Origin of the sequence: Streptomyces sp. AM8-1-1 (assembly GCF_032229325.1) — a bacterium.
Taxonomy (GTDB): domain Bacteria; phylum Actinomycetota; class Actinomycetes; order Streptomycetales; family Streptomycetaceae; genus Streptomyces; species Streptomyces achmelvichensis.
The window spans coordinates 5119264-5144150 of record NZ_CP135086.1 but is presented as its reverse complement, the minus strand read 5'-3'; the positions used below and the strand labels follow the sequence as shown (position 1 = coordinate 5144150).

The 24887-nt window shown below is 71.2% G+C and carries 22 protein-coding genes and 1 tRNA gene; 12 read left to right on the top strand and 11 right to left on the bottom strand.

The features are described 5' to 3' along the window. Positions 1–65 precede the first annotated feature (65 nt). From RPQ07_RS23150 to hppD, 4 genes are all read right to left on the bottom strand, one after another. Complete coding sequence (locus RPQ07_RS23150) at positions 66–473, bottom strand: hypothetical protein (protein WP_313946090.1); 408 nt, start codon at positions 471–473, stop codon at positions 66–68. Positions 474–574: 101 nt separating this feature from the next. Beyond that, positions 575–2578 carry an ATP-binding protein gene (locus RPQ07_RS23145; RefSeq protein ID WP_313946089.1) on the bottom strand — a complete coding sequence of 668 codons (2004 nt, stop codon included), beginning with the start codon at positions 2576–2578 and terminating at the stop codon, positions 575–577. Further along, positions 2565–3272, bottom strand: coding sequence for a response regulator transcription factor (locus RPQ07_RS23140; protein WP_313948992.1), 708 nt, complete (start codon positions 3270–3272; stop codon positions 2565–2567). The genes RPQ07_RS23145 and RPQ07_RS23140 overlap by 14 nt, the downstream gene beginning before the upstream one ends. A gap of 132 nt (positions 3273–3404) precedes the next feature. Beyond that, positions 3405–4547 (bottom strand): 4-hydroxyphenylpyruvate dioxygenase, encoded by a 1143-nt coding sequence (gene hppD / locus RPQ07_RS23135; RefSeq protein ID WP_313946088.1) that lies wholly within the window; start codon positions 4545–4547, stop codon positions 3405–3407. Between the two features lie 123 nt (positions 4548–4670). Between hppD and RPQ07_RS23130 the strand changes: the two genes are divergently transcribed. The 8 genes from RPQ07_RS23130 (at position 4671) to RPQ07_RS23095 (ending at position 11264) form a co-directional block, all read left to right on the top strand. Further along, the gene (locus RPQ07_RS23130; RefSeq protein ID WP_313946087.1) at positions 4671–5147 is read left to right on the top strand and encodes an Lrp/AsnC family transcriptional regulator; all 477 of its coding nucleotides are present in this window, start codon (positions 4671–4673) and stop codon (positions 5145–5147) included. A gap of 11 nt (positions 5148–5158) precedes the next feature. Beyond that, a complete protein-coding gene (locus tag RPQ07_RS23125) occupies positions 5159–5806 on the top strand; it encodes an ABC transporter permease (protein WP_313946086.1) in 648 nt (215 codons plus the stop codon). Further along, entirely contained in the window at positions 5799–7016 is a 1218-nt protein-coding gene (locus RPQ07_RS23120; RefSeq protein WP_313946085.1) for a betaine/proline/choline family ABC transporter ATP-binding protein, read from the top strand. The genes RPQ07_RS23125 and RPQ07_RS23120 overlap by 8 nt, the downstream gene beginning before the upstream one ends. Next, positions 7013–7846, top strand: coding sequence for an ABC transporter permease (locus RPQ07_RS23115; protein WP_313946084.1), 834 nt, complete (start codon positions 7013–7015; stop codon positions 7844–7846). The genes RPQ07_RS23120 and RPQ07_RS23115 overlap by 4 nt, the downstream gene beginning before the upstream one ends. Before the next feature lie 56 nt (positions 7847–7902). Continuing rightward, a complete protein-coding gene (locus RPQ07_RS23110) occupies positions 7903–8868 on the top strand; it encodes a glycine betaine ABC transporter substrate-binding protein (RefSeq protein WP_313946083.1) in 966 nt (321 codons plus the stop codon). Positions 8869–8980: 112 nt separating this feature from the next. Further along, complete coding sequence (locus RPQ07_RS23105) at positions 8981–9565, top strand: helix-turn-helix domain-containing protein (RefSeq protein ID WP_313946082.1); 585 nt, start codon at positions 8981–8983, stop codon at positions 9563–9565. Positions 9566–9579: 14 nt separating this feature from the next. Then, a complete protein-coding gene (locus RPQ07_RS23100; protein ID WP_313946081.1) occupies positions 9580–9762 on the top strand; it encodes a hypothetical protein in 183 nt (60 codons plus the stop codon). A 149-nt stretch (positions 9763–9911) separates the two neighbouring features. Next, positions 9912–11264 (top strand): MFS transporter, encoded by a 1353-nt coding sequence (locus tag RPQ07_RS23095; protein ID WP_313948991.1) that lies wholly within the window; start codon positions 9912–9914, stop codon positions 11262–11264. Here the strand turns inward: RPQ07_RS23095 and RPQ07_RS23090 are convergent. The 4 genes from RPQ07_RS23090 to RPQ07_RS23075 form a co-directional block, all read right to left on the bottom strand. Further along, positions 11194–11982, bottom strand: a complete 789-nt coding sequence (locus RPQ07_RS23090; protein WP_313946080.1) for a S16 family serine protease — start codon at positions 11980–11982, stop codon at positions 11194–11196. The two genes, RPQ07_RS23095 and RPQ07_RS23090, sit on opposite strands and share 71 nt — an antisense overlap. 313 nt (positions 11983–12295) lie before the next feature. Next, complete coding sequence (locus tag RPQ07_RS23085) at positions 12296–12937, bottom strand: IclR family transcriptional regulator (RefSeq protein ID WP_313946079.1); 642 nt, start codon at positions 12935–12937, stop codon at positions 12296–12298. A 411-nt stretch (positions 12938–13348) separates the two neighbouring features. Next, positions 13349–15142, bottom strand: coding sequence for a DEAD/DEAH box helicase (locus RPQ07_RS23080; protein WP_313948990.1), 1794 nt, complete (start codon positions 15140–15142; stop codon positions 13349–13351). A 182-nt stretch (positions 15143–15324) separates the two neighbouring features. Further along, positions 15325–16782 carry an MFS transporter gene (locus tag RPQ07_RS23075; protein WP_313946078.1) on the bottom strand — a complete coding sequence of 486 codons (1458 nt, stop codon included), beginning with the start codon at positions 16780–16782 and terminating at the stop codon, positions 15325–15327. A 170-nt stretch (positions 16783–16952) separates the two neighbouring features. Between RPQ07_RS23075 and RPQ07_RS23070 the strand changes: the two genes are divergently transcribed. The 4 genes from RPQ07_RS23070 to RPQ07_RS23055 all read left to right on the top strand — a co-directional run bounded on the left by RPQ07_RS23070 (position 16953) and on the right by RPQ07_RS23055 (position 22769). Continuing rightward, positions 16953–17024, top strand: a tRNA-Cys gene (locus RPQ07_RS23070). Positions 17025–17469: 445 nt separating this feature from the next. Continuing rightward, positions 17470–18414, top strand: a complete 945-nt coding sequence (locus tag RPQ07_RS23065; protein WP_413777768.1) for a serine/threonine protein kinase — start codon at positions 17470–17472, stop codon at positions 18412–18414. A 3-nt stretch (positions 18415–18417) separates the two neighbouring features. Then, positions 18418–20631 carry a protein kinase domain-containing protein gene (locus RPQ07_RS23060; protein ID WP_313946077.1) on the top strand — a complete coding sequence of 738 codons (2214 nt, stop codon included), beginning with the start codon at positions 18418–18420 and terminating at the stop codon, positions 20629–20631. Between the two features lie 119 nt (positions 20632–20750). Next, complete coding sequence (locus RPQ07_RS23055) at positions 20751–22769, top strand: serine/threonine-protein kinase (RefSeq protein ID WP_313946076.1); 2019 nt, start codon at positions 20751–20753, stop codon at positions 22767–22769. Positions 22770–22793: 24 nt separating this feature from the next. On the opposite strand, the gene RPQ07_RS23050 is transcribed toward RPQ07_RS23055, so the two are convergent. The 3 genes from RPQ07_RS23050 to RPQ07_RS23040 form a co-directional block, all read right to left on the bottom strand. Continuing rightward, positions 22794–23432: a hypothetical protein gene (locus RPQ07_RS23050; protein ID WP_313946075.1), complete on the bottom strand. Its 639-nt coding sequence runs from the start codon at positions 23430–23432 to the stop codon at positions 22794–22796. Positions 23433–23493: 61 nt separating this feature from the next. Further along, the gene (locus RPQ07_RS23045) at positions 23494–24198 is read right to left on the bottom strand and encodes a hypothetical protein (RefSeq protein WP_313946074.1); all 705 of its coding nucleotides are present in this window, start codon (positions 24196–24198) and stop codon (positions 23494–23496) included. A 10-nt stretch (positions 24199–24208) separates the two neighbouring features. Then, positions 24209–24850, bottom strand: coding sequence for a hypothetical protein (locus tag RPQ07_RS23040; protein WP_313946073.1), 642 nt, complete (start codon positions 24848–24850; stop codon positions 24209–24211). Between the last annotated feature and the right edge of the window lie 37 nt (positions 24851–24887).

The window sequence follows — 24887 nt, the reverse complement described above, 5'->3', positions numbered from 1 at the left end:
CCTGAGGCGGCAGAGGTCCGCGGGGGCGGCGCCGTGAGCGGCGACCGCCCCCGCGGCGGGGTGGGTCAGCCGTTGCGGCGGCCCGCCGTACGACGGCGGATCACGACGGCACCGGCGCCCGCGAGCAGCGCGACTCCGGCTGCCGATCCGGCGAGAGCGGTGCTGTTGCCGCTCCCGGCGCCGGCGGGCTGCTCCCCCGCGTCGACACCACCGCGCGGCAGACGGCCGGACCGCTCCTGCGCCGGGGCGGGCTTGTCACCCGCGTCGACACCACCGCGCGGCAGACGGCCGGTTCCCTTCTGCGCGGGGGCGGGGGTGGGCGCCGCTTCCCGCACCGGCTGCGAGGGGCGGTCCGCGGTCGGCTTGGCGGGAGCCGGGGTCGAATCGGCGAAGGCGCCGCCGGCCGGGACGATCATTGCCGCGGTCGCGGCGGTGGCGACGGCGAGGACGCGCAGGGAGAGGCGGTGGGACATGAATGTGCTCCATTCCAGCTCGGACCAGGGATGCCGGGACGGCGTCGCAACGCGGCGTCCGGGCATGGGCGTCAGGCTGTCCTGAAGTTGTGAGGAAGCTGTCAGATCGCTGTGATGGGCGTATCAGGGTTGCCGGAGGCCTCCCGCCGGCCAGGGATGTGCGGGCTCACCGGGAGCCGGAGCGTGAACACCGACCCCTGCCCCTCGGTGCTGGCCGCCTCCGCCGAACCGCCGTGCCCTTCCGCCAGCTTGCGCACGATCGCCAGTCCGAGACCGCTGCCGCCGGTACGCCGGCTGCGCGACTTCTCCGCGCGCCAGAAGCGGTCGAAGACGTACGGCAGGTCGTCCGCCGGGATACCGCTGCCGGTGTCGGCGACCTCCACGGCCACCTCGTCCCCGCCGTCGGAGCCCCGGGCGCGCAGGGTGACGGTGCCGCCGGGCCCGGTGTGGCGCAGGGCGTTGGAGACGAGGTTGCCGACGGCCTGCCGCAGCCGCACGGGGTCCGCGGTCAGCGCCGGTGTGCCGCCGGGCACCGAGACCGCCAGCGTGACACCGGCCGTCTCCGCCCGTGCCTGGTGCGCGGCCGCGACCTGGCCGAGCAGCTCGTCGATCCGTACCGGCTCGGGGTGCAGGCGTAGCGCGCCCGCGTCGGCCTCGGCCAGGTCCTGGAGGTCGTCGATGATGTGCTGGAGCTGCACCGCCTCCTCCAGCAGCGAGGACACGAACGCCGGGTCGGGGTCGGCGAGTCCGTCCTCGGCCGCCTCCAGCCAACCGCGGATGTTGCTGAGCGGGGTGCGCAGTTCGTGCGCGACGTCGCTGACCATGGCCCGGCGCTGGGCCTCCAGCCGGGCGCGGTGGGCGGACATGTCGTTGAACGCCGCGGCCAGCCGCCCGATCTCGTTGTCCGCGGTGACCGCCACCGGCGCCGTCGTCTCGCCGTCCTTCATCCGCTGCGCCGCTCCGGTCAGCGCGCGCAGCGGCCGCACGAGGCGGGTGGCGGCGAGCAGGGAGGCGCCGACGGTGAGGGCGAGGACGAGGGCTGCGGCGCCCGCGATGCGTGCGGTGTTCGCCGGGGAGAGGTCGAAGCCGGGGACGGTGGTGCTGTCCGGGTCGCCGATGAACAGCAGCGCGGGCGAGGAGACGTAGGAGCTGAGCTGTTCGCGTCGGGCGGTGCCCACGCAGGAGGCGATGGCCCGGTCCTCCAGGCTGCCCGCCGGGCCGCGTACGACCGGCGCGGGCTCGGCCGGCGCGGGCTCGCCCGGGGTGGGCAGTACGCCGGATTCCGCGGACTGGCGCGGGACCGGGCGGGCCTCGGTGTCGCGCTTCCAGGACAGGTCCAGGCCGAGCCGGACGCCCGCGCGGCCCTGCCGGTCCAGGCAGGCGTCGGCCAGTTTGTTGAGGGTGGCGAGCGCGGCGCGTTCGCTGCGGGTGGGTTCGTCCAGGACGTCGAGCGGGCAGCGGGTGCCCTCGATCCGGTCGATGTCGTTGCCGACGACCTGGATACGGGGGCGGCCGCTGGGAGTTCGCAGGATGTCCGAGGCCAGTCCGTACTCGCGCAGACAGCTCACGACCCGGTCGGCGGTCTTCTGCAGTTGTGCCCCTTCGGCGGCGGGCAGCCGGAACGGTCCCACCGCACGCGGGTCGATACGGTCCGCCGGGCCGCCGCCGCTCTGCTCGGTCGCGGGGGTGAGCGCGCTGTCGGCGGAGAGCGGGTCGACGACTGCGGAGGGCTGGGGCGGCAGCGCGGGCGGTGTCTTCTCGGTCGCGGAGTCGGCGATGGGGGCACGGCTCTGCGTGGTCAGCGCGATGCGTCGGCCGTACTTCCGGGCCAGCGCCCGCACGGCCGGCTCGACACCGTCCCACTGCGGGTGCGTCGCCGCACGGCCGAGCAGCGCGTGGTAGATCCGGGCGTCGTCGGTGAGGTTCTGGCCCTGCTCCTGCCTGATGGCACCGGAGGTGGTCTGCACGGCCAGCCAGGCGGTCGCCGCCACCGAACAGGCGGCCACCAGCGCGGAGACGGCGAGCAGACGGCCCAGCAGACTCTTGCGCAGCGGCAGCCGCCGCTCGCCGCGGCCGGGCTGCCGCTCACGGCTACGGAACCGCACGGCCGGCGCCCTTCGCCGGGTCCGCGAGCTTGTAGCCGACGCCGAAGACGGTCAGGAGGCGGGCGGGCCGCCGCGGGGCGGGCTCGATCTTCTTGCGCAGATTCATGATGTGCACGTCGACGGTCCGGTCGCCGATGTAGCGGGCGTAGCCGTGCAGTTCCTCCAGGAGCCGCTGCCGGGTGAAGACGCGTCCCGGCTCGGCGGCCATCGCGGCGAGGATGCGGAACTCACCGGGCGTGCACTCGACGCGTGCGCCGTCGACGCTCACCTCGTGGCGGTGCGGGTCGACGACGAGGGTGCCCACCGCGAGGACGGGCTCGGCCGCCGGCCGCGCGGCGGGCGGACGGGTCCGGCGCAGCAGCGTACGGACCCGCGCCATCAGTTCGCGCGGGCTGTAGGGCTTGGTCATGTAGTCGTCGGCCCCGAGGTCGAGGCCGAGCAGCAGATCGTCCTCGGTGGAGCGGGCGGTGAGCATCAGCACGGGCAGGTCGTACGTCTCCGCCCGCAGGATGCGCAGGACGTCCAGGCCGTCGGTCTTCGGCATCATCACGTCGAGGACGAGCAGGTCGGGCGCTCTGTGGCGGATCTCCTCGACGGCGGCGCGGCCGTCGCGTACGAGCGTGACCGTGTGGCCCTCGCGTTCCAGATAGCGGCGGACCAGTTCGGCCTGCTTCTCGTCGTCCTCGGCGACCATGACATGTGCGCTCACGCCGCGATCGTAAGCAGTCGGAAGCGGTCGGCAGGCACGAAGTGCCGGACAGGCCTGCTGTGCAGGCCCGTCCGGCACCGGGATCGTGGTCCGGTATTCCCTACCGGACTCGACGGCTCAGAGGTTGCCGCGCTTCTCCTGCTCGCGCTCGATCGCCTCGAAGAGCGCCTTGAAGTTGCCCTTGCCGAAGCCCATCGAGCCGTGCCGCTCGATCATTTCGAAGAAGACGGTCGGCCGGTCCTGGACCGGCTTGGTGAAGATCTGCAGCAGGTAGCCGTCCTCGTCACGGTCGACGAGGATCTTCAGCTCGCGCAGGGTCTCGACCGGCACCCGGGTCTCGCCGGCCCACTCGCCGAGGGTGTCGTAGTACGAGTCGGGGGTGTCGAGGAACTGAACTCCGGCCGCCCGCATGGCCCGTACCGAGGAGACGATGTCGTTCGTGGCGAGCGCGATGTGCTGGACGCCGGCTCCGCCGTAGAACTCGAGGTACTCGTCGATCTGCGACTTCTTCTTCGCGATCGCCGGCTCGTTGATCGGGAACTTCACCTTCAGGGTGCCGTCGGCGACGACCTTCGACATGAGCGCGGAGTACTCGGTGGCGATGTCGTCGCCCACGAACTCCTTCATGTTGGTGAAGCCCATGACCTTGTTGTAGAAGGCCACCCACTCGTTCATCCTGCCGAGTTCGACGTTGCCGACGCAGTGGTCGATCGCCTGGAAGGTGCGCTTGGCGGGCGGCTCGACCATGGGGGCGGTGGCCACGTAGCCCGGCAGGTAGGGGCCGTCGTAGCCGGAGCGGTCGACCAGGGTGTGCCGGGTCTTGCCGTACGTCGCGATCGCGGCGAGGACGACCGTGCCGTGCTCGTCCTTGAGCTCGTAGGGCTCGGTGATGCCGCGGGCACCGTGCTCGGTGGCGTACGCGTACGCGGCCCGGGCGTCCGGCACCTCGATGGCCAGGTCGATGACGCCGTCGCCGTGCTCGGCGACATGACCGGCCAGGAACGCACCCCACTCGGTGGAGGCCTTGATGACGGAGGTGAGGACGAAGCGCGCCCCGCCGTTCTCCAGCACATAGCTCGCCGTCTCGCGGTTGCCGTTCTCCGGCCCGGAGTAGGCGACGACCTTCATGCCGAAGGCGGTCGAGTAGTAGTGGGCGGCCTGCTTGGCGTTGCCGACGGCGAAGACGACCGCGTCCATTCCCTTGACCGGGAAGGGGTCGGCCTCGCGCGCGGTGGTCGGGTGCTTGATGGTCTCAGTCATGAGCGCAGGCTCTCTCCGTTCCACAAGGTGCGCAATAGTTCGTGATTCCCCTGGTCAATCTGTACAGCCTGAGAGCAGTATGGAGGGGCTTTCTGTACAGGATGCCCATCCCGGGGGTGCGCCATGGCGATCGATCATCTGGACGGCCGGCTCATCGTGCTGCTGGCTCGTGAGCCGCGCATCGGCGTGCTGGAGGCGTCCCGCCGGCTGGGGGTCGCCCGCGGCACCGTGCAGGCCCGGCTGGACCGGCTTCAGTCGAATGGAGTCATCCGCGGACTGGGACCCGACGTCGACCCCGCGGCCCTCGGCTATCCCGTCACCGCCTTCGCGACCCTGGAGATCAAGCAGGGCCAAGGCGCCGATGTCAGGGCCCATTTGGCGGGTGTGCCCGAGGTGCTGGAGCTGCACACGACCACCGGGCACGGCGACATGCTCTGCCGTCTGGTGGCGCGGTCCAACGCCGATCTTCAGCGGGTGATCGACCGGGTTGTCGGTTTTGATGGCATCGTGCGGGCCTCCACGGCGATCGTCATGGAGAACCCTGTGCCCCTGCGGATCATCCCGCTGGTGGAGCAGGCCGCGGAGGACGAACCAGCCTGAGTGGAGCGCGCGTGAGCTTCTGGGAGTATGTGGCCACCCGGCACCAGCAGCTGCTCACGGACGCCTTTCAGCAGGCCAGCCTGGTCTTCCAGTGCATGGTCATCGCCACTCTGCTCGGCATCCTCATCGGCGCGATCACCTATCGCAGCACCTGGGCGGGAAATCTGGCGATCCTGTCCACGGCCACCGTCCTCACCGTCCCCTCACTGGCCCTGATCGGTCTGCTGATCCCGGTGGTGGGTCTCGGGGTGGCGCCCGCGGTGATCTCCCTGACCCTGTACGGGCTGCTGCCGATCGTGCGCAACTCCGTCGTGGGGCTGCGCGGCGTGGATCCGTCGCTGGTGGACGCCGCAAAGGGCATCGGGATGTCCCGGGCCGCGCGCATGTTCCGGGTCGAGCTGCCTCTCGCCTGGCCCCCGATCCTCACCGGCATCCGTGTCTCCACACAGATGCTGATGGGGATCGCCGCGGTCGCCGCGTACGCCTCCGGGCCCGGCCTCGGCAACGAGATCTTCCGCGGCATCGCCTCGCTGGGCAGCGCCAACGCCATCAACCAGGTCCTCGCGGGCACCATCGGCATCGTCATCCTCGCGCTGCTCTTCGACGCGGCGTACGTCCTGATCGGGCGCCTGACCATCTCCAGGGGGATCCGTGACTGAGACATCCGGCGCGGGCATCCAGCTGGAGAACCTGAGCAAGCGCTACCCCGGCAATCCGAACCCGGCCGTCGACAACGTCTCGATGGAGATCAAGCCGGGCGAGACGGTGATCCTGGTGGGGCCCTCCGGCTGCGGGAAGTCGACCACGCTGAAGATGATCAACCGGCTGATCGAGCCGTCGTCGGGCCGCATCAGGATCGGCGACGAGGACGTCACCGACATGGATCCGGTGAAGCTGCGGCGCAAGGTCGGCTACGCGATCCAGTCCTCCGGCCTCTTCCCGCACATGACCGTCGCGGAGAACATCGCGCTCGTACCGAAGATGCTCGGCTGGGCGAAGCCGAAGGTCAGAGCCCGGGTCGAGGAGATGCTCGACCTGGTCGGACTCGATCCGCGTGAGTTCCACGGCCGGTATCCGCGCCAGCTGTCCGGCGGTCAGCAGCAGCGGGTGGGCGTCGCGCGGGCGCTCGCCGCCGACCCCCCGGTACTGCTGATGGACGAGCCGTTCGGAGCGGTCGACCCGATCACCCGCGACCATCTCCAGGACGAACTGATCCGGCTCCAGCACGAGTTGCACAAGACGATCGTGTTCGTCACCCACGACTTCGACGAGGCGATCAAGCTCGGCGACCGCATCGCCGTGCTGCGGGAACAGTCGCACATCGCCCAGTTCGACACCCCCGAGGCGATCCTCACCAACCCGGCCGACGACTTCGTCTCCGGATTCGTGGGCGCCGGCGCGGCGCTCAAGAGGCTCAATCTGACCCGCGTGCGGGATGTCGAGATCGCGGACTTCCCGACCGTGACCGTGGACGACCCCCTCCAGTCCATCTTCAACAGGCTCCGCACCGAACTGCACAACGAGCTGCTGATGCTGGACCGGCGGGGGCGTCCCTACAAGTGGCTGAGGCGCGGCGACCTGATGCGTGCCAAGGGCTCGCTGGCCCGTGCGGGGCAGTTGGTGCACGACACGGTGACCCGGGACGCGACCCTGCACGACGCGCTGGAGGCCGTGCTGACCGACTCCGGCGGGCGGGTGGCGGTGACCGGACGGCGCGGCGAGTTCATCGGTGTGGTCGACATGGAGACCCTGATGAACTCCGTGCAGGAGCTGCTGGAGGCCGACCGGCTGGCGGCCATCGAGCACCAGCACAATCTGGAGGAACTGCGCCACCACCGCACGGAACAGGAGCTGGAGGGAGGCGCATGAGTACCGCTCCCGAACGCCCGCCGGGCGAACACGACGTCAGGGGCCACGCCTTCCGTGACGAGGAGGAGGAGCCCACTCCCCCGCCGGCTCCGCCCTCCCGGCGTATCACCTGGCAGAAGCTGGTGTTCCTGCCGTCCGTCGTCGCCCTCGTCCTGCTGGCCACCTGGCTGTGGTACTCCAACATCCAGCTCGACGCGATCGCCGAGAACTCGCTGTCCGGCGGCAACGTCCAGCTGCGGCTGTGGCAGCACATCCAGCTGACCGCGATCTCCACCTTCTGGGTGCTCATCATCGCCATCCCGCTGGGCATCGCACTGACCCGGCGGGGCCTGACCAGGGCTGCGCCGCCCTTCGTCGTGTTCGCCAACATCGGCCAGGCGACCCCGGCGATCGGCCTGCTGGCGCTGCTGGTGATCTGGCTGGGCATCGGCGCGTCGACCGCGATCGTCGGCATGGTGATCTACGCCATCCTTCCGGTGCTCTCCAACACGGTCGCGGGCCTGCGGGCGATCGACCCCCAGCTGGTGGAGGCGTCCCGCGGTATCGGCATGTCGGGGACCGGGACCCTGCGCAAGGTCGAACTGCCGCTGGCCGTGCCGCTGATCCTGGCCGGGGTGCGCACCGCGCTCGTCCTCAACGTCGGCACGGCGACGCTGGCCACCTTCGTCGGCGGCGGCGGCCTCGGCGACCTGATCACCTCCGGCATCCAGACGCAGCGGATGCCGGTCCTCATCATCGGTTCGGTGCTCACGGTGGCGCTCGCCCTCATGGTGGACTGGCTGGCCTCGCTGGTCGAGCTGACGCTGACGCCGCGCGGACTGGAGAGCTGATGCGGTATCCGCGGAGGTCTCCGAAGACGCGGGCGTCCGTGAGGACACGACCGTCCGTGCGGACGTCGCTGACCGGCGCCGTCGCCCTCGCTCTGGTACTGGCCGGCTGCGGCCTCAAGAGCGGCTCCCCGCTGGTCGACGACGTGGTGCCGGGCTCGGTCGGCCGGGGTGAACCGCTCAAGGGCGCGTCCCTGACGGTCACGTCGAAGAACTTCAGCGAGAACATCGTCCTGGGCCAGATGATCGGCCTGATCTTCAAGGCGGCCGGCGCCGAAGTGCTGGACCGCACCAATCTGCCCGGCTCCATCAGCGCCCGCGAAGCGATCATCAACGGCGACGCGGACGCGATGTACGAGTACACGGGCACGGCCTGGATCACCTACCTCGGCAACGAGAAGCCCATCGTGGATCCGCAGCAGCAGTGGCAGGCGGTGCGCGACGCCGACCGGCGCAACGGTGTCACCTGGCTTCCGCAGTCCCGGCTCAACAACACGTACACGCTGGCGATCAGCAAGAAGAACAACGCCAAGTACCGGCTCAGGACGCTGTCGGACGTCGCCGCGCTGTCGCAGAAGGACCCGTCGGCGGTGACGGTCTGCGTGGAGAACGAGTTCGCTGCCCGCGAGGACGGGCTGCTGGGCATGGAGAAGGCGTACGGGATGAAGATCCCGGCGGGGAACATCCAGAAGATGGACGCCGGAATCATCTACACCCAGGTCTCCAAGTCCGACTCGTGTCTGCTGGGCGAGGCGTTCACGACCGACGGCCGGATCACGTCGCTGAACCTCGACACGCTCCAGGACAACAAGCACTTCTTCCCCAACTACAACGCCGCCCCCGTGATCCACACCGCCACGATCGAGGCGTGGCCGGCGATCGCCGGCCTGCTGAACCCCCTGAGCGCGCGGCTGACGACGGCGATCGCCCAGGAGCTGAACGCCAAGGTCGACGTGGAGGGCGAGGACCCGCACGAGGTGGCGAAGGACTGGCTGATCGAGGAGGGGTTCATCAAGGAGGGGTAGGGCCTGTTGCTCGGGCGGGGCCGTGGGCGGCCGCCGCGGCCGCCGAAACTTACCAAGCACTCTTTGCAAAGAAGTGCTTGCAAGCATCTTGTTGCAAAGCTACCTTTGCAACATGACCGAGCCCGATCCCCGCCCGATCCGCCATCTCGATCCGCGATCCCTGCGCGGTCTCGCCCACCCCTTGCGGATGCGCCTGCTCAAGACACTGCGCCACGACGGCCCCGCCACCGCCTCCCAACTGGCGGAGCGGCTGGGCGAGTCGAGCGGTGCGACCAGCTACCACCTGCGTCAGCTCGCCGCCCACGGCTTCGTCGAGGACGACCCCGAACGCGGCAAGGGCCGCGAGCGATGGTGGCGGGCGGTGGTCGAGGGCACGATGTTCGACGAGTCCCTCTACAGCGACCCCGATCCCGCGGTGCGCGGGGCGGCCGACCTCTTCATGCACGAGGTCGCCACCCACCACACCGAGGAGGTCGGCACCTGGCTCGGCACGTCGCGGGAATGGCCGGAGGACTGGCGCCGCAGCTCCGACCTCAGCGACTTCACCCTCCGTCTCACGCCCGCGCAGGCGAGAGAGCTCAACGACAAGCTGCACGCGGTCATCGAGAGCTACCGCGATCTGGCGCCCGGCCCGGAGGCCGAGGACGCCGCTCAGGTCCGTATGCACCTGCACTCCTTCCCGCGCACCACCGCCTGAAAAGGACATCCGGCATGCATCCCGACATACATCGGCTCCTGCACGAGGACCGGGCACGCCAACTGCGCGCCGAGGCCGTGTCGTTCGCGCTCCGTCCGGCGCCGGCAGCCCTGCGCAGCCGGCTGGGCTGGACGCTGGTCGCCTGGGGCCTGCGGCTCGTGCAGGGGGCTCCGCAACGATCCCCGCGCATCGCGTGACCGGGCGGGGGGACACCCGGGCGACCACCGAGAGGGAGGGAGGTCGACCACCGGGACCGGGGGGAGGCGCGGGATCGGGGGGCGGCGCGGGATCAGGGGGAGGCGCGGGACCCGGGGGCGGCGCGGGACGCCGGCCGCTCGCCGCCGTACTGGCCGCCAACGCCGTCTCCATCACCGGCAATTCGCTCACCCTCGTCGGCGTCCCGTGGTTCGCGCTGGAGACGACGGGCAGCCCTGCCAAGGCCGGTCTGGTCGCCTTCTGCGCCACCGTGCCGGTCGTCGTGTCCGCCCTCACCGGCGGACCGGTCATCGACCGCATCGGCCGCCGGCGGGTGAGCATCGCTTCCGACCTGATCTGCGCCCTCGCCGTCGCCGCGATCCCGCTGCTGCACTACGCCGGTGTGCTGGCCTTCTGGATGCTGTGCGCGCTGATGGCCGTCACCGGCCTCTTCCACGCACCGGGCGAGACCTCGCGCTACGTCCTCGTACCCGACCTCGCGAAAGCGGCGGGGACCCCGCTGTCCCGGGCCGCGAGCCTCTTCGACGCGGTGTCCCGCGGCGCACGCATGGCCGGTGCCGCACTCGCGGGCGCACTGATCGCGTTCACCGGCGCCGAGGCCGTCCTGCTGCTGGACGCCGCGACCTTCGGCGTATCGGCCCTGCTCATCGCCGTGGGGGTCCGCGGACTCGGCGCGGCCGAACCGCGTAAGGCATCCGCCCCTGTCTCGCTCGCGGCCTACCGCCGCGAACTGCGCGAGGGCTGCGCCTTCCTCGTCCGCCACCGGCTGCTGCTGGCCGTCATGCTGATGGTGATGCTCACCAACGGGCTGGACCAGGGCTGGAGTTCGGTGCTCCTGCCGGTCCACGCCAAGGACAACCTCGGTGGCCCGGGCCATCTCGGGCTGCTCGTCGCCGTCTTCGCGGGCTGCGCCCTGCTCGGCGCGCTGCTGTACGGCGCGATCGGCCACCGCTTCCCCCGGCGCGCCCTGTTCACCGTGGCGTTCCTCCTCTGCGGACTGCCCCGGTTCGCAGTGGCGGCCCTGGTGGACGGTACGGCGCCACTGGCCGTGACCATGGCGATCGGCGGACTCGGGGCGGGCATGCTCAACCCGATTCTGACGACGGTCATGTACGAACGCGTGCCGGACGAACTGCGCAGCCGGGTCGCGGGCGTGAGTACGGCCGGGGTGCTGCTGACGACACCACTCGGCGGACTCGCGGCGGGATTCGTCGTCGAGCAGTCGGGCCTGCCGGCCGCGATGCTGACGTTCGGCGCGCTCTACTTCCTCGCCACGCTCGCCCCGGCCCTCTTCCCGGCCTGGCGGGAGATGGACGTGCCAGCGCCCGAGGCAACCCGGCCCGGCCCCGCGGACGGGCAGGCCCCGGAGGATCGGCCCCGCCCGGAGGATCGGCCCCGCCCGGCGGAACAGGTCAGCAGGAAGGGACCTTCGCGCCCTTGTTCAGAGCCCGAAGCGATTCCACGGTGCCCTTCAGAGTCGTGACGGGGATCAGCCGCAGCCCTTTGGGCAGTTCGGCCTGAGCGTCCGAGCACTCCCCCTTCGGCACGAGGAAGACGGTCGCGCCGTCGCGCCGCGCCGCCTGCGTCTTCAGGGAGACCCCACCGACGGCGCCGACCTTGCCGTCCGCGGTGATCGTGCCCGTACCGGCGATCGTGCGCCCGCCGGTGAGGTCGCCGCCGGCACCGTCACCGTCGAGCTTGTCCACGACACCGAGGGAGAACAGCAGCCCGGCACTCGGCCCGCCGATGTCGGCGAGCTCGAGAGTGACCTTCACCTTCGCCGGGTCCTCGTCGAGATAGTCGAGCGCGGCCTGCGAGGCGGCGTCCTGCGACTTGACCATGTCCTCGAGGTTGCGGCGCTCGACCTCCTGGTCCGACTTGCCCGCGGGATAGACGGAGTCCCGGGGCATGACGGCCCGGTCGGTCCGGAACCAGCTGTCGACCACGTCCCCGAGGAAGACGTCGGCGGACGGCCCGGTCGCGATGATCGTCGTCATCCGCAGCTCACCGGACGTCTTGCGGACGGGCGCCCCGCTGATCGTGATGACCGGCTTGCCCTTGTCGCTCCCCAGCACGTTCGCGGTGGAGCCGGGCTGTGCGACGGCGTACGGCAGCGGTGCGAAACCCGCGGCGGCGAGGAGCGCGACGACGGGCAGGGCGCAGACGAGGACAGCGCGGTGACGCGTGAGACTGGAGAGCACGGCGCCAATGTATCTGGGCGCGCTTCCCCACTCCGGTCCGCACCCGGACCGCCGCGCCCGGACCGGACGGTTCCGTGAGGGCGAGCGCAGGGGGTACGCCCTTGCCGCGTCGGCGCCCGGACGGGTCCGGTGGCGGTGTGAGCGCACCCTGTACGCCCGCTTCCTTCGCCTTGTCGACGCCGGGACCGGACCATGTCGGCGTCCCGACGACCCAGGTCGGCAGCTGTCTCCCGCACCGCTCAGCACCAGGGCCGGGCGGCCGTGGTGCTGAGCACCGGGGCCGGGCGGCCGTTCGGCATCCCGGGTACCCGCGTCAGCGCAGCGCGTCCGCCACTTCCTTCGCCGCGTCGACCACCCGCGGCCCCACTCTCTCCGGGACCGAGTCCGCGAGCATCACCACACCCACGCTCCCCTCTATCCCCGTCACCCCCACGAGCGCGGCCGCCGCCCCGCTCGCCCCGGCCTCCAGCTCGCCATGGGTGAGCGTGTACCCGGCCTCCTTGGCGCCCCCCTGGCGGGCCGCCAGGATCGCCTTGCCCGCGGCGCCCCGGTCCAGCGGGTGCCGGAACCCCGCCCGGTAGGCCACGTGGTAGTCCGTCCAGGTCGGTTCGACGACCGCGACCGCCAGCGCCTCCGCGCCGTCGACCAGGGTGAGATGTGCGGTGGCCCCTATGTCCTCCGCCAGCGACCGCAGCGCCGGCATCGCCGCCTCCCGCACCAGCGGGTGCACCTGGCGGCCCAGGCGCAGCACGCCGAGGCCCACCCGGGCCCGGCCGCCGAGGTCGCGGCGGACGAGTGCGTGCTGTTCAAGGGTGGCGAGCAGGCGGTACACGACCGTGCGGTTGACGCCGAGCTTGTTGGACAGCTCGGTGACGGTGAGGCCGTGGTCGGTGTCGGCGAGCAGCTTGAGGACTCGTAGTCCCCGGTCGAGCGTCTGGGAGGTCTCCGCGGTCACAACGCCCTCTCCTTCGGAGTGAAGTGACGGCGGCCCGCTCACGGCAACGACTGACACCGGTCCCGTCGGCGTCGCACCCAGAGGCCGCCGGCAGGCCATGGCACGCCGGCTGCGCTCCGCGGCGGCGCTGCCACGGGGCGTATGCGTTGCCGGGACAGTAGCGAGATGGTCCGCTCAGCGGAAGACCTCGTCCAGAATCCGGGCGCGCCACGGAAACCCGGCCGCACAGGGGAACCGCGGGCACGGGAGTCCCGAGGGGCCGGGCAGGGGGGCTGCCCGGGGGACGGTCAGCGCGTCAGCGCGTACGGACAGGTGCGGGACTGCCGACAGGTGCCGGACCACCGACAGGTGCCCGAGCACGAACAGGTGCGGGACTGCCGACAGGCACCCGAGCACGGACAGGCACCGGCCTCAGCGCATGCGCGTCGCCCACTCCTGGACCTTCTTGATCCGTTCCCGGATCTGCCCGGCCGTCGCCTCCGCGCTCGGCGGCCCGCCGCACACCCGCCGCAGCTCGGTGTGGATGACCCCGTGCGGCTTGCCGCTCTGGTGGACGTAGGCGCCGACCATCGTGTTCAACTGCTTGCGCAGCTCCAGCAGTTCCTTGTGCGAGACGACCGGCCGCCGTTCCGCGGGCAGCTCCAGGAGGTCGGCCTCCTCGTCCGGCTTCTTGCGGCTGTGCGCGATCTGCCGTGCCTGCCGCTTCTGGAGCAGCATCTGCACCTGGTCGGGTTCGAGCAGGCCCGGGATGCCGAGGTAGTCCTGCTCCTCCTCGCTCCCCGGGTGCGCCTGCATGCCGAACTCGGCGCCGTTGTACATCACCCGGTCGAAGACGGCGTCGGACTCCAGCGCCTCGAACGGCAGCATGTCCTGCTCGCCGGTGTCCTCGTCCTGCTGCTTGTTCGCGTCGTCCATCTCCTGCTCGGACTCGGCGTACGGATCCTCCTCGCCGTCCTTCTTCGGCTTGTCGAGGACGTGGTCGCGCTCGACCTCCATCTCGTTGGCGAAGCCGAGCAGCATCGGAATCGTCGGCAGGAACACCGACGCCGTCTCGCCCCGGCGCCGGGAGCGCACGAAACGGCCGACGGCCTGGGCGAAGAAGAGGGGCGTCGAGATGGTGGTGGCGTACACACCGACGGCCAGGCGCGGCACGTCGACGCCCTCGGACACCATGCGGACCGCGACCATCCAGCGGTCGGTGCCCTCGCTGAAGTCGTCGATGCGCTTGGAGGATCCGGTGTCGTCGGACAGGACGACGGTCGCCTTGGTCCCGGTGATCTCGCGGATGAGCTTGGCGTACGCGCGCGCCGAGTCCTGGTCGGAGGCGATGACGAGGCCGCCGGCGTCGGGGATGGACTTCCGTACCTCACCGAGGCGCTGGTCGGCCGCGCGCAGCACGTTCGGCATCCACTCACCGCGCGCGTCGAGCGCGGTGCGCCAGGCCTGCGAGATGGCGTCCTTCGTCATCGGCTCGCCGAGCCGCGCCGCGATCTCGTCGCCGGCCTTGGTGCGCCAGCGCATGTTGCCGCTGTAGCTGAGGAATATGACGGGCCTGACGACTCCGTCGGCGAGGGCGTTGCCGTAGCCGTACGTGTAGTCGGCGGAGGACCGCCGGATGCCGTCGTTGCCTTCCTCGTACGTGACGAAGGGGATCGGGTTGGTGTCGGAGCGGAAGGGCGTACCGGTGAGGGCGAGCCGCCGGGTCGCCGGGTCGAAGGCCTCCAGGCAGGCCTCGCCCCAGGACTTGGAGTCACCGGCGTGGTGGATCTCGTCGAGGATGACGAGGGTCTTGCGCTGCTCACAGCGGTTGCGGTGCAGCATCGGGCGTACGCCGACACCGGCGTACGTCACGGCGACGCCGTGGTACTCCTTGCTGAGCGGTCCGGCGCTGTAGTCGGGGTCGAGCTTGATCCCTATCCGCGCGGCCGCGGCCGCCCACTGCTTCTTCAGATGCTCGGTCGGCGCGACCACGGTCACCTGCTGGACGACGTGGTGGTGCAGCAGCCAGGACGCGAGGGTGAGCGCGAAGGTCGTCTTGCCGGCGCCGGGGGTGGCGACCGCGAGGAAGTCACGCGGCTGCTCCTGGAGATATCTCTCCATGGCCCCTTGCTGCCAGGCACGCAGCTTGTTGGCGGTACCCCACGGAGCACGCCCGGGAAAGGCGGGTGAGAGGTGATGGGAGTGGGAGGCGGTAGTAGTCACGATCTCCGGTTCGCCGCTCGTCCAGATATGACAACCGGGCCACCCTACCGGTGCGACGGGTGCGGGCTGAGGGGGACGGGGCCGGTGACGTGGGTGTTGAGATGTGACTCACAGCGGGCGCGAGCCGTGCGGGTCGCGGGCGCGGGGGTGCGCGAAAGAGCCTCTCCCCTGTTCCCGCACCGCCCTCACCGTTCCCCGAGCCGGGTCCCCACCCAGGCCCCCACCAGCGCGACGGCGGCCATGGGAAGGAACACCGCCGCGAACGCCGCCGGGTGCGAGCCCGCCGCCGAGACGCCGTGGCCGGCGACCGACCCGCCGCCCAGTGCCGCGAACGCCGCACCGCCGATCGCCAGCAGCAGCACGTTCGACAGACCGTCCGAGATCTGGAGCGCCGCCGAGTTCGCGCCGGCCTCCTCGGGCGCCGACAGCTTCAGCAGCAGCACGCTCGTGGAGGCGATCACCATGCCCATGCCGAAGCAGCCGAACGCCCAGGCGACGCCGACGATCCACACGGGGACCTGCGGGATCAGCACGCTCGGCGCCGCGGCGATCGATGCCGCGACCAAGACCATGCCGGTCAGCATCAGCCGCTCCCGGTGCGGTTCGAGCCGCGGCCGGGACTGTACGTACGAACCGAGCGCCCAGGTCGCGCCGCCCACCGCGAGCGAGAGGCCTGCCATCGTGGGCGACAGCCCGCGCTGGGTCACCAGCATCAGCGGGACGAAGGACTCGGCGGCGATGAAGGAGCCCGCGGCAATGCCCCGCAGCAGGACGACGGAGGGCAGCCCGCGCGCCGCGCGGTACGTCCCCGGTGGCAGCAGACCGAGCACCGCCGGCACCAGCAGGGCGGCGCCCGCCGCGGCCGGTACGAGCGAGAGCCAGCGCAGGTCCTGACCCGCGTACTGGAGCAGCCCGGCACCCGTGGAGATGCCCAGCGCCAGCCGGATGCGACGGCCGTCGAAGACGGGCCGCGGCCCGGCGGGATCCGCCGGGCCGGACGCCATCCGCCGGATCGCGGGCAGCGCGAGCGCCAGCGGGAAGACGACCAGCGCGGGGATCCCGACGAACACCCAGCGCCAGCCGAGGTGTTCGGTGACCGTGCCGGACGCGAGCGGCCCCACGACCGAGGGGATCACCCAGCTCGCGGCGAAGGCGGCCATGATGGCGGGCCGCAGCCGCTCGGAGTAGGCGCGCCCGACGACGACGTACAGCGCGACGATCACGAGCCCGCCGCCGAGACCCTGAACGGCTCGCCCCACGATGAACAGCCACATCGCACCGGCGGTCCCCGACAGCAGCAGCCCGGCCCCGAAGGCTGCCATGCCGGTGGCGAGCGGCCGGAGCGGCCCGTCCCGGTCGGCCCACTGCCCGGAGAGCACCATGGCGAAGAGGCTGGTGGTGAAGTACGCGGAGAAGGCGAAGGCGTAGAGCTCGATGCCGTGCAGCTCGTGGGCGGCGACGGGCATCGCGGTACCGACGGCGGTCGCCTCGAAGGCGATCAGCAGCACGACGGAGACGATGCCGACGCTGAGCGCACGATGGGTCCGGCCGAGGACCCCGCCCTGCTCACCGTCGTCGGACGGCGCGACGCCGGTGGGCAGGGGCGGGGTGACCTCGGCGTCACGGGGTTCGAGGACGGTCATGCCCCCCACAGTAAGGGGCAAAGCGCATCGTGAACCCTGTCGCTGGACGGGTCCGGACTGGTCCCTTGGTCGTACGACCATGAACGCCGTGTGGCAGTCGTATTGCAGGGCGCCCGCCGCTCTTGAGCGGCGCGGGGGCCGCGCCTACGGTCGGTGGAGAAGAGAAACACGGCCGTGTGCCCGAGTGGTTCAGGGACTCGCCTGCAAAGCGAGTTACGCGGGTTCGATTCCCGCCACGGCCTCACCGTCCGACCAGGCACGACGAAAGGGCGGCACCCCCGGGTGCCGCCCTTTTGAGCACCATCCGTCTCGAACCCGGTCTCAGCCCCCCACGCGTTCCTCCGCGCGCGGGCAACGCCGGAGGGCCGTCCGCGGGCCCCTTCGCCGGCCGTTGCCGTCAGGTCGTACGCGGGAGGACCGCGGTCGGCCCGTTCGCCTGCGGGACGCCGATGCCGCCCTCGTCCGACGCGGTCCGCGAGACCCGCACAGGGCTCCCGCCTCCGCATCTCCCGTGCCCATTGCCCCTGTTGCGTCTGCGCAGCCCACACCCCCGACGTCTTCGGCTCCGATCGCAGGCCGGGGCAGCGGCCGTTGTCGCCGGAATCCGTGTCCGGGTTGCATCCGCAAGGCTGTTGTCAGGGCCACCCTCCGGGCCGCACCAGCTCGTGAGTAGGCTCCTGTTCGTTCATGAACGACACGGGGGCTCTGCACATGGAACGAGCGCACACGGAAGGCTCGCGCGCGCCCAATCGGCGCCTGATCGGGCCGTACCACCTCATCACCCGGCTCGATCCGTCCGGCCCGGGCTTCCCGCCCGTGCCTCAGCGCCGGTTCATCGCGCGCAGCCCGGACGGCGACCGTACGGTGCTTCTCAGCGCGCCCCTGGACGGAACCGATCCCGCCCGCTTCCTCGTCGAGGCGGACGCGGCCCGACTGCTGTCCGTCCCCTGGGTCGCTCCCGTCACCGAGGTCTCGCCCCCGTCCGGCGCCCCCTGGTACTCCTCCCCCTACCTGCCCGCGCTGCCGCTGCCCGTGGCGCTCGCCGTTCACGGCGGACCGCTGCCCGAACGCACCGTGCGGGTCATCGGCGCGGCACTCGCCGAGACGCTGGCGGGCGCGCACGCCGCCGGTGTCACACACGCCGGACTCTCCCCGGCTGCCGTCCTGCTCGGCGGGGACGGCCCTCGCCTGACCTCCTTCGGCGCCGTGCGGGCCGCGGCACCGGACGGTGAGCAGCGTTCCGGGCTGCCCGGTCTGGAGCCCGGCAGCCTCGCGCCCGAGCAGGCGTCGGGCGGGCGGCCGCGGCCGCCGGGCGACATCTACGCCCTGGGCGCGGTCCTCGCCTACGCGGCGACCGGTCACACCGTTCCCGACAGCGCCGAACTCCCTGCTTCCCTGCGCTCGTTGATCTCCAGGTGCCTGACCCGCGACCCGGCGGCCCGCCCGAGCGCGGTCGAGGTGCTGACGGCCCTTCCTACGGTGTCGGCCGCGCCCTCGGCCACGGTTCTGGACTCGGCCGCGGCCCTGCTGACGCCCGGCTGGCTCCCCGGCCGGGTAGTGGCCGCGGTGGCCCGGCAGTCCGCCGAAGTACTCGCCGCCGAAATCCGTGTCCCGCAGACCCCGGAGCGGTGAGGGGTGCTCTCTCCTCTCACTCACGACGACCCCTCCGGTCTCGGCGCGTACCGGCTGATCGCCCGTCTCGGCACCGGCGGCATGGGCACGGTCTACCTCGCGCGGTCGGCGGGCGGCCGCACCGTCGCGCTCAAGACGATGCACCAGGGCATCGCGTCGGACCCCGCCTCACGCACGCGCTTCCAGCTGGAGACGGACGCGGCGCGTGTCATCGGCGGCCACCACGGCGCGACCGTCGTGGACGCCGACCCCCTCGCCGAGACGCCCTGGCTGGCCACGGAATACGTCCTCGGCCCTCCGCTGGACGATGCCGTCGCGCTGGCGGGACCGCTGCCCGAACCGTCGGTCCGCGCGCTGGGTGCGGCGCTCGCGGGGGCACTCGGTCAGCTGCATCTGTCCGATGTCGTCCACCGCGACCTCAAGCCCTCGAACGTGATGGTCACGGGGTACGGACCCAAGATCATCGACTTCGGCATCGCGCGGGCGGCGGGCGACGACCGCCTCACACGGACGGGTTCGGCGGCGGGCACGCCCGCCTTCATGTCCCCCGAGCAGGCGACCGGCCAGGAACACACCCCGGCGGGTGACGTGTTCGCCCTCGCCGGTGTGCTGGTCTTCGCCGCCTCCGGCCACGGTCCCTTCGGCACCGGGCAGGCCGCAGACCTGATCTACCGCGTCCGCTACGCCGAACCGGACCTGACGGGAGTCCCGGAGGCCCTGATCCCGATCCTGGCGCGCTGCCTCGCCAAGGCCCCGGAGGAACGCCCCGGCACGGCACGACTCGCCGCCGAACTCCACGACGGGCGGGGCGACTTCGCCGACCATCTTCCCGACACCCTCCTCGCGGAGATCGCCCGCCGAGCGACCGAGGTCTGGCAGTACGCCCCGTACCGCCTCCCGGTGCCGGACCATGCCCAGGCGCCGTTCGCCGAAACCGTCGCCGACTCCGGGCTCCGTACCGGGATGAGCCGCCGCAGGCTCCTGTCCGTCTCCGGCGGATCGGCGCTCGCGGCCGCGGGCGCGGGTGTCGGCGCATGGGCGTGGCTGCGGGATCCCGACGGCGGGACGGCCGGCGGGGCCGGCGGTGCGGCAGGCCCGACGGCGACCGCTCAGCCGGTCACCGGGACACCCGCCCCGCCCGTCAAGGGCCAGGCCTGGCGCAAGAACGTCCTCCCCCCGAAGAACGGCGAGGCGGGAGCGGCGGCGCCGCTCGCGCCGCTCCCCGTCGGGGACGTCGTGATGATGGCGACCGGTGAGGGGTTGCTGGGGCTCGCGGCCCTGAACGGAGAGCGCCGTTGGCTCGTGAAGGACGTCCGGGAATCCCGGCACGTCCACACGGACGGCAAGCTGATCCACATCCTGCTCCCCGGCGGCCCGTACCGCGACCGGCTGTTGCTGCACACCGTCGACCCGCTGGGCGGACGCACGACCCCCGTGGCCACGTTCACCACGCCCATGCGCCGGACCGCGCTGCTCAGGGTCGCCGACGGCACGGCGTACGTCGCCGCGGAGCACCGAGGAGGCTTCCTCTGGAGCCTCAGGGCATTCGACGTCCGCACCGGCAAGGAGAAGTGGAGTTCACCCCTGCGCGGGAAGGACGTCGGGAGCTCCGACGACGTCATCGTCGCCGCCGTCGCCGGCGGTCGGCTCATTCTCCGCAGACCGGCGGAGAACGGCAGCGGCCTCGACGTCAGTGCCTTCGACGTCCGCACCGGCCGGCAGGTGTGGCGGATCACCCTGCCCGGCGGGAAGCACGGCGGCTCCGCGCTCGCACCGAACTCACTCGCCGCGGACGACAGGCATGTGTACGTGGGCGGGCAGCGGCTCCAGGCGCTCCGCCTCGCCGACGGCAAGGCGGCCTGGGCCTTCGGCGCGGGCCGGCCGGCGGGCGCGTACGGTACGCCCGCCCTGCGCGACGGTGTGGTCTACGCGGCGGAGCAGGACAAGGGCGTCGTGGCCGTGTCCGCCACGGACGGGAAGCTGCGGTGGGAGGCGGAGACCAAGGACCGGCCCGACCCGGCGGTACCGGTGGTCGTGAACGACAGGTTCGTGTACGTCGTGGCCGACAGCAGCGTGTGCTCCGTCGATCTGGAGACGCACCGCCAGGGGTGGTCCTTCGCACGGGGTTCGCAGAGCCTCGGTCTCCATGAACGCGTCCCGCGTCTCTTCCTCACGGACGACGCGGAAGTCATCGCCGTCAATCTCCTCTTCACCTGAACCTGAACCCGGCCCCCGGACCGAACCCCGGGCTCGGACCCGGGCCTGCCCGGACCAACCCCAGCCCCAGCCGCAGCCGCAGACCCAGACCCAGACCAAGACCTGAGGACGAACCTCCGATGAACCCCCTCGGCCCCGGCGATCCGCTCCGGCTCGGCCCCTACCGTCTCGTCGGCGTCCTCGGTGCCGGTGGCATGGGCAAGGTGTACTTCGGCCACGACAACCAGGGCCGGACAGCGGCCGTCAAGGTCCTGTTGCCGCAGCTCTCGAACGACGCTCACATGGTGCAGCGGTTCCTGCGCGAGGCCGAGGCCGCCCGGTCCGTCACCGGGCGGGGTGTCGCGCGGGTCCTCGCCGCCCAGACCGAGGGCGGCCGCCTCTGGATAGCCTCGGAGTTCCTCGCGGGGCCGACCCTGGAGCAGGCGGTCGACGCTTACGGGCCGCTGCCCGACGACGCCCTGCGCGCACTCGCCGCCTCCCTCGCCGACACCCTCGGGACCATTCACGCCGCCGGGCTGATCCACCGCGACCTCAAGCCCGCGAACATCGTGCTGACCTCGTCCGGGCCGCGCGTCATCGACTTCGGTATCGCACGGCCCGAGCACGGACTCACCCTCACCACCACCGGCCAGGCGCCGGTGACACCGGGCTACGGCGCGCCCGAGCAGGTGCTGGGACAGCGCGTCGGGCCGCCCGCCGACATCTTCTCGCTGGGGGCGGTACTGGCTTACGCGGCCAGTGGCGTACGGACGTACTCGGGCGGTCATGTGGCGGCCGTGCAGTACGAAGTGGTGCACGGGGAACCGGATCTGAGCCGCGTCCCCGAACCGCTGCGCGTGCTCATCGGCCCGTGCCTGGCGAAGGATCCCGCCTTCCGCCCCTCCCCCGACCAGATCCGCACGGCCTTCGCCCCGCCGCGGCGCGCGGATCGGATCTGGCAGCAGGGGGCGCTGGCCGCGGACATCCAGCACCGTGAGACCGGTGCGCGGCAGTGGTCGACCCAGCCCGGCACGGTCGTCGCGCAGCCTCCGGGCCGCCGCCGCTTCCTCACCGGACTCGCGGCGGGCGTGGCCGTCCTCGCCGCCGGAGGCGGCACAGCCGCCTGGCTGCTGAGCCGCGAACAGGCGGAGGGCGCGACCACGGGGAACGGTACGAAGACCGCCCCGGCGGGCACGCGGCTCTGGGGCCCCCTGGCAGTCGCCGATCCGTTCAGCCCTCCGGCGGTCGCGATCGACGGGGTCCTCGTCTTCGGGGCGAAGGACGGCGGTCTCGTCGCCTACGGAGCGGATGACGGCAAGCAGAAGTGGCAGACGTCGAAGGTCACCGCGTCCTTGGAACTCGTGGTCATGCCCAGCGGTCTGATCGCGGCCGGGGACGGGTCCGGCACCGTGCACGCCATCAGTCCGGCGACCGGCAAGGAGCGATGGGCCGCCGGCATGGAGGCCGCCATGCTCCTCGCCGCGAACGACGACGCGCTGTTCGCCGTGACCCACGACGGTGCCATCCGCGCCCTCGACACGAAAACCCACAAGACCTTGTGGACCGCCAAATCCGTGTTCGGCACCGGCTACGCCGCGGCGAGCAAGGACCACCTGGTCCTCCAGTCCGACTCGGGCGCCATCACCGCGCTCGACACCCGTACCGGAGACACTCTCTGGATGCGGCCCAAGGGGAACAGCTTCGGCTCGATGCCGGTGATCCACGAGGGCCTCGTGATCGTGGGCGGTGGATCGCTCATCGCGATCCGCCTGGCGGACGGCAAGGACGCGTGGACGGTCGCCCCCGAAGCGGGGCGGGACTGGGGTTCGCCCACCGTCGACGGGGACCGCGTGTACGTCGCCGCGTGGCAGACCCTGAACTGCCGCCGGCTCAGCGACGGCGGCAAGGTCTGGGCGACCGACATCAAGAGCGTGCCGCTGCCCAGCCTCCGCCCCCAACTCCTCGGGGACCACGTCTGCGACGTCTCCGGCAAGGACCCCAAGTCCTTCGACGCGGTGGCTCTCCACAAGGACACGGGCAAACAGGCCTGGACCCACGCCCAGCACAGCACCAAGTCCCTGAAGCTGACGTCCGACGGCAAGCGGCTCTTCCTGCTGCAGAACGAGACGGTGACGACGGTGTCGGGAGGCGTCGCGTAGAGCTGCTCTCGCGGGGGCGCGCCTCTAGTGGTAACGAGGCCAGTTCGCGTCGGCGACCTGTGGAGCAGTCTTCGGAAGGTTGGTGTCGTTGGTGCAGCCCGCCTGGTCCGCGACCTTGTGTGCGACCTCCAGGACCATGTCGAGGCCCACTTCACGGGCCTGCTTCGCGCTCAGGTGGGCAGAACGCATGGGGTGGGCGAGAACGTTCACCCTCACGTACTTGTCGTTCCGGATGTATTCCGGAGCGTCCTTCGGCTGATCCACATCGCACGGGAAGTAGACCCGGTTCGTGGGCCCCAGGTAGTAGGCGTGCACCCCGGCTTCGAACGTCTTCGCCTTGTCACCCCTCAGAGCACCAGCAGCCTCGAAATCATCCGCCTTGGGAGGCTCACTGCTCCAACTGAGGCTCACGGTCAGCACGGGCTCAACGCCATCGTCACGCTCGACGTCGTAAGCGCAGTAACTCGGCCAGTGGTCCTTGATCACCCTGTACGGCGACTTCTCGAGGGAGAACCGGTTGCCCGGCCCGAGCAGCTTCTGCATCGACCCCTGGCTCGGCGTCCCGTCCCAGCACGGCTTCGCCGGCGCGCTCAGCGGCTTGGCCTCCCCCTTGTCGCCCACCCAGAGCCAGACACCCAGCCCGGCACCCGCGATCGCCAACACGGCAGCGAAAGCAACGACCCTGCCCCGCACGGACATTCTCGACATCGTCATGCCCCCACCCCTAATGGAACCGAGGCCAATTCGGCTCGTCGACCTGTGGAGCACTCTTCGGAAGGTTGGTGTCGTTGGTGCAACCCGCCTGGCCCGCGACCTTGTGGGCAACCTCCAGGACCATGTCGAGACCGACTTCACGGGCCTGCTTCGCCGTGAGATGAGCGGAGTCCATCGGGCGTGCCAGGACGTCCACCATCGCGTACTTGCCGTTGCCGACGTCGCCCCCGGCATCCTTCGGCTGATCCGCATCGCACTGGAAGTAGAGCCGGTTCGTGGCCCGCAGATAGTAGGAGTGCACACCGGCGTCGAACTTCGTCGCCTTGTCGCCGTCGAGAGCCCCTGCGGCCTGGAAGTCGTCCGCCTTGGGAGGTTCGCTCGTCCAACTGAGGTTCACGGTGAGCACATGCTCTACGCCAGCATCGCTCTCGACGTCGTAAGCGCAGTAACTCAGGGAGTGGTCCTTGATCGCCCCGCGCAGTGACTTCTTGAGGAGCAGCTCCTTGCCGGGCCCGAGCAGTTTCTGCACCGACGCCTGGCTGGGCGTCCCGTCCGGTGTCCCGTCCCAACACGGCTTGGCCGGCGCACTCAACGGCTTGTCCTCCCCCTTACCGACGCCCACCCAGAGCCAGACACCCAGCCCGGCAGCCGCGATCGCCAACACTCCAGCGAGAACAAGGACCTTGCCCCGTTTGGACGTCGCTGCCACCGGCATGCCTCCACCTCTAATCGAACTGAGGCCAGTTCGGCTCATCGACCCGTGGAGCATTCTTCGGAAGGTTGGTGTCGTTGGCGCAACCCGCCTGGTCGGCAACCTTGTTGGCGACCTCCAGGACCATGTCGAGACCTACCTCACGAGCCTGCTTCGCGCTCAGGTTGGCGGAAGGCATGGGGCGGGCCAAGACGTCCACCGACACATACCGGCTCTTCTTCAAGTGGGCCGGTGCGTCGGCCGGATAGTCCGGCCGACATTCGAAGTAGATCCGCTGCGTGGCCCGCAGATAGTAGGCGCGAGCACCGGCGGCGAAAGGCGTCGGCTTGTCTCCGGGGCGGGCATCGGCGCCGAGGGGGTCGTCTGCTCCGGGCAGCGCCTGTCCCCAGGCGACATCCATGTCAAGCACCGTGTCCAGCCGCTTGTCACCGAGCGCCTCGTACTGGCAGTGGGCGGACGAATGGTCCGTGACGACACCGAACTCCGATTTCTCGTGCAGCAGTTCCTTGCCCGGCCCGAGCAACTTCTGCAACGACGCCCGGCTCGGCGTCCCGTCCCAGCACGGCTTCGCGGGTGCGCTCAGCGGCTCGGCCTCGCTTTCGCCGTCGCCCGCATAGAGCCAGACGCCCAGCCCGGCGGCCACGATCGTCAACACTCCGGCGAGCACCAAAACCCCACTCCGCACGGACATT

Coding starts and splice junctions, on each gene's coding strand:
- RPQ07_RS23055 (WP_313946076.1), top strand. CDS start 20,751: ATGAACCCCCTCGGCCCCGGCGATCCGCTCCGGCTCGGCCCCTACCGT.
- RPQ07_RS23130 (WP_313946087.1), top strand. CDS start 4,671: ATGGCGATCGATCATCTGGACGGCCGGCTCATCGTGCTGCTGGCTCGT.
- RPQ07_RS23100 (WP_313946081.1), top strand. CDS start 9,580: ATGCATCCCGACATACATCGGCTCCTGCACGAGGACCGGGCACGCCAA.
- RPQ07_RS23150 (WP_313946090.1), bottom strand. CDS start 473: ATGTCCCACCGCCTCTCCCTGCGCGTCCTCGCCGTCGCCACCGCCGCG.
- RPQ07_RS23065 (WP_413777768.1), top strand. CDS start 17,470: ATGAACGACACGGGGGCTCTGCACATGGAACGAGCGCACACGGAAGGC.
- RPQ07_RS23105 (WP_313946082.1), top strand. CDS start 8,981: ATGACCGAGCCCGATCCCCGCCCGATCCGCCATCTCGATCCGCGATCC.
- RPQ07_RS23075 (WP_313946078.1), bottom strand. CDS start 16,782: ATGACCGTCCTCGAACCCCGTGACGCCGAGGTCACCCCGCCCCTGCCC.
- RPQ07_RS23140 (WP_313948992.1), bottom strand. CDS start 3,272: ATGGTCGCCGAGGACGACGAGAAGCAGGCCGAACTGGTCCGCCGCTAT.
- RPQ07_RS23115 (WP_313946084.1), top strand. CDS start 7,013: ATGAGTACCGCTCCCGAACGCCCGCCGGGCGAACACGACGTCAGGGGC.
- hppD (WP_313946088.1), bottom strand. CDS start 4,547: ATGACTGAGACCATCAAGCACCCGACCACCGCGCGCGAGGCCGACCCC.
- RPQ07_RS23045 (WP_313946074.1), bottom strand. CDS start 24,198: ATGCCGGTGGCAGCGACGTCCAAACGGGGCAAGGTCCTTGTTCTCGCT.